Annotated in this window: 5 protein-coding genes; all 5 read left to right on the forward strand. The window is 34.5% G+C overall.

What is annotated here, in order from left to right:
• Positions 1-1,468, forward strand: a 1,468-nt coding sequence (locus NTU89_00585; GenBank protein ID MCX5923042.1) for a hypothetical protein, incomplete at its 5' end; no start/stop codon positions are given.
• Positions 1,446-1,748 (forward strand): hypothetical protein, encoded by a 303-nt coding sequence (locus NTU89_00590; protein MCX5923043.1) that lies wholly within the window; start codon positions 1,446-1,448, stop codon positions 1,746-1,748. The genes NTU89_00585 and NTU89_00590, both read left to right, overlap by 23 nt.
• Positions 1,748-3,541 (forward strand): pilus assembly protein PilM, encoded by a 1,794-nt coding sequence (gene pilM, locus NTU89_00595; GenBank protein ID MCX5923044.1) that lies wholly within the window; start codon positions 1,748-1,750, stop codon positions 3,539-3,541. The genes NTU89_00590 and pilM overlap by 1 nt, the downstream gene beginning before the upstream one ends.
• Positions 3,538-4,029 carry a hypothetical protein gene (locus NTU89_00600; GenBank protein MCX5923045.1) on the forward strand — a complete coding sequence of 164 codons (492 nt, stop codon included), beginning with the start codon at positions 3,538-3,540 and terminating at the stop codon, positions 4,027-4,029. Before pilM ends, NTU89_00600 begins: the two co-directional genes overlap by 4 nt.
• A 9-nt stretch (positions 4,030-4,038) precedes the next feature.
• The coding region (locus NTU89_00605; GenBank protein ID MCX5923046.1) for a hypothetical protein at positions 4,039-4,421 on the forward strand (383 nt) is incomplete at its 3' end.

Genomic DNA, 4,421 nt, shown 5'->3' on the forward strand with positions numbered 1-4,421 from the left:
AAAAGAATCATCTTTAGAGTATTTCCCTCAAAACGTAGTGATTGTTCCTGATGATCGTACAAATTCTTTAATTCTTTTAGGCACAGCAAAAGATGTTGCAAGGGTAGAAGAATTTGTGACTAAGCATATCGATATTGCTATTGATCGTAACTCTCCTCCAGTATTTACGTATCGTTTGCAGTACACAAACGCTACCGACATTCAAACTATTTTAAATAAAATAGTTTCATATGGCGGCCCTGGTTCTTCGGCTGACAGTTCGCTGACAAAATATGGTGGACTTCGTGATGGTATTAAGTATTTTCAGCCAATGACCATCGGTGCAGATCCTCACTCAAACTCACTGATTATTAATTCAACCGAGCAAGATTTTGAGGCCTTAAAACCACTCATTAAAGATTTAGATGTTGCGCAAAAGCAAGTTGGCTTAGAAGTTTTAATGGTTCTCGTTTCAGACGTTGATGTAAAAACATTAGGATCACAAATTAGTGGACCAAATGGTTTGGGCAATGTGGCTCCTGGCTCAACATCTCTTGGGCCAACATTCTTGCAATCAGTAACGGCCCAAACATCTGGTATTCCTTCAGGAACTCCAATTGTTACGACTGGCGGAACTCCATCAACAACTGATTTTTCATTAAAATCAAGTTTGGCATCACTTCTTGGAAGCTCTGTTTTAAACGAAACAGGAAGTATTTTAGTAACGCTTGGTCAGCCAATTTGGGCAATTTTTAAAGTGTTGCAAACAATTACATCGACTCATATTATTTCAAATCCGTTTATTGTAGTTTCAAATAATCAAACAGCAATTCTTAAAAGCGGACAAAGTCGTCAGCAAATTTCTGGGCAAGTTCTTTCGTCTAGCTCTTTAAAAACAACTGGATTTGTTCCTGTTGAGGCAACGCTGAGCATTAATATTACTCCACAAATTACCAAGGGAAATATTTTTAATTTAGCAATTACCGTTAAAAATGATCAGTTTGCGCAGTCAACAGATGGGCCAGCAATTTCTCAGGGTTCTGGTGGATCTCCAATTAATAAAAAAGAGGTCACAACAGTAGCTTCTGTGGCTAATGGAGAAACATTAGTTCTTGGTGGAATTATGACAGAGACATATACTTCAGCATCAAATGGAGTGCCGTTTTTAGAAAACATTCCGGTTTTTGGCTGGTTCTTTAAATCAAAATCAAGAAGAATAAGTCGCGATCACTTCTTAATTTTTATTGCACCACGCCTACTTGATCCAGTTGGTGATTCAAAAGATATTGATGATTACACTGATTATAAATTAAGAGAGGCTCAAGAAAACATTGAGCTTATTGATCAGTATGATTGGTTTATGTCCAAAAAAGATCCGATTCAAAAATCATTTTTTGGAACGGATGAATTAAGGTCCTTTCAAGAGCTAAAATCTGGTAAAAACTTTGCGCAAAGAATGGGCGTTGATGAAGCAAAGAATGGGCGTTGATGAAAAAATAAATCATCTTGAGGTAACAAAAATTAATGAGCCAGTAGAGCCACTAGAATCTTTATCTGCATCAGAGAAAAGAAAACAAACAAGGCAAGCTCTAGTTGCAAAAAGCAAACAGAAAAAAGAACAATCAACTAAGAAAAAACAGTTAAAAAAGAAAGAAGTATCAGAAGCTCCATCTGTTGTTACGATGACAGATGATATGATCTCGAGCCTAAGCGCCCAAGAGATTAAAAATTCTATTAGTGGTAGTGTGCAGCTAGGGAAGGGTAAGTAATGTTTCGTGACATTTTAGTTCCATATAGAGTTGGTAAATATTATCTTTTTTCTAAGCGCGTTTTAAGTTTTAATATTACTCCTGTCATGGTGCAAGGATTGCTGATTGACTATAAAGGTCGCGGCATAGAAATTAAAAACAATATCACCATTAATCTAAAAGATTTTTCTACGCAATCACAAATTAATGCGATAAAAAAGATAGCATCATCTATTGGAAAATATGATGAAGTCGTCACTTCGCTTTCAAGCTCTGCGGTAGCATTTAAAGAATTATCTCTTCCGTTTTTAGGGCGCGACAAACTAGATATGATTGTTGCGTATGAAGTTGAGTCGCTTTTACCATTTTCTGTAGACGAAGCTGTCGTTGATTTTATGGTTACATCGCAAGATCTAGATAAAAAAATATCAACTGTTTTGGTAGCAGCTGCACGAAAAGAAGATATAGATGCTCATTACTTATTATTTGAGAAAGCAGAAATATCACTTTCCGTTATCACTATTGATCTTTTTGCGCTGTATGAACTTTATTTTTGGGGAATTTATTCTTCAAGTTCTTTGGCTGTTGCATCGCAGGGGATAACCTCTCAGCTCGTCAGTAAGCCTATTTCCTTAAATCTTTTACTTCCATCTCCAAAATCATTTAAATTTCAAAATCTTTTAAATTTTTTTAAAGGGTTGTTTAATCGCAAGCCTGATGCAAATAAAGAGTTTGAAAATGTTGTACAAACAGAATTAAAGCACAAGCGCGTAGAGCTTTTAGTAGACATTGGATTTGATGTCATACGAATTTTGTACATGCAAGACGGCCTTCTTAAAGCTATGAGAATCATTCCTTTCGGTATTTCCGATGTGGCTCAATCGATAAGTAAAGAAACTGGTCAATCCTATTATGATGTAGCAAACGATTTAATTTCTCTAAAAGAAACAGAGATTTCAGAGTCTATTTTAACTAAAGAATTAAAAAATATATTAGATGAAGCTTCAAAGACATTAAGTTTTTTTGAAAAACAAGAAAACCTTACTTTTGTTTCGCCTCAAAAAATTTGGCTCTCTGGTCTAGGTTGTAATCTTTTAGTTTTTTCTAGGCAGGCAACCGATGTTTTTGGAAGCAGTGTTTCTTTTGTTGATGTAGAAAAAATAGTTAAACAGCTTTCTATAAAAGAATCGAGCAAAGAGAAGTTAAGCGTAAGTTCTTTTGCTTTGCTTTCTCTTGGTCTGTTTACGCATTATCAGCAAAATATTAATTTCTTGAAATCATTTGCTCGTAAAGCTGATATAAGCCTTTTAAATAAACAGCTCATAACCATATTTTGTATGACTATTTTGTGCCTTGGTGGAGCTATTTGGAAAAGTAGCACTGTTCTTACAGAGTGGGAGGCAAATTATAATGTTTCAAAAAAACAACTGGTTACCACGATTTCTAATCGTATGAATATAGATTTAAAAAGTGAAAAAAATTTAAAAACAATCGTTGAAAAAACTCAAGATGCTTTTAATAAAGAAAAAGTTTTATGGTTTTCGTTTTCTAGAAAAAATGAACGATCCATTCTGCAATATTTGCAAGATTTAAGTATACATGTGGATAGATCTTCTATTGGCCTTGAGATACTTTCAATGCATATTGATTATGATAAAGTTTCAATGATTGGCACTGTTAAAAGCATAGAGGCTGTAGGTGTGTTTGAAGAAGAGTTGATGGAGCTTACATCATTAACGTTGGTAGAAAAGCCGCGAGAAGTTTCATTTTCTGTGCAACTTAAAGTTAAAGAGGGCAGTGAGGGATCGATATGATAATCTTAGACACCATTTACAATTTTATTAGCAGCCTGGATCGTAAAGAGTTGCGTTTTTGGGGCGGAGTCTATGTTGGCACTATTGCTTTGTGTCTCGTTATTATTTTTGTAAGACATTTTATGGTTTTGCAAGAAATGAAGGCTAAAATATCGATGCTTAATAAATCTAGAAACTCAGTACAAGAAATTTTAACAAAATTTCAATTGGTTGAGCAGCAAAAGAGCAAGGTGGTTGAAGCGTTAGGTAAAGATAAAAAATTTAATATTCAGATATTTTTTAAAGATTTGGGCGAGAAGTTGCCAGAGACAAAATCAGTTGTTCCCAAGCTTGTTAGAAAAAAGGTAGCAAGCGGTTATATAGAAGAAAGTTTACCTTTAGAATTTTCTCAAATCGATTACATAGCGTTTGTAGACATTACAAGAGTGAGTCATGCTAGAAAATTTAATGTAAGCATGTCGATTGCTACACTTACAGCAGAAGAATAGGGATAAAAGATGTCAAAATACAAACAAATTATACACAAGCACATAATCTGGACGTTGTTTTTTGCTATGAGCAGCATGTCTCAAGCAATGCTTTTAGATTCTGATTATGATGCTGCGGCACTAGATAAAAAAATAGACGCTGTAGAAAAAAAACGCTCTACGTCAACTATTTCAAGCGAACTTGTAGAATTTAAATATGATCAAAAAAGCCTTAAAGATTTATTAAATGAATTTGCCCAAAAATTAAAAATTAATATTTTATATCCAGAAACAGAAACTATTACATCTACGGTTACATTTGATGCAGGGCGACTGGTAACCATAACCCAGGCTTGGGATTTTGTAGTAATGATTTTAGAGCAAGCTGGATTTACCTTAGTGCTTCGTGGCAA

Source organism: Candidatus Dependentiae bacterium (assembly GCA_026389065.1).
Classification (GTDB): domain Bacteria; phylum Babelota; class Babeliae; order Babelales; family Chromulinivoraceae; genus JACPFN01.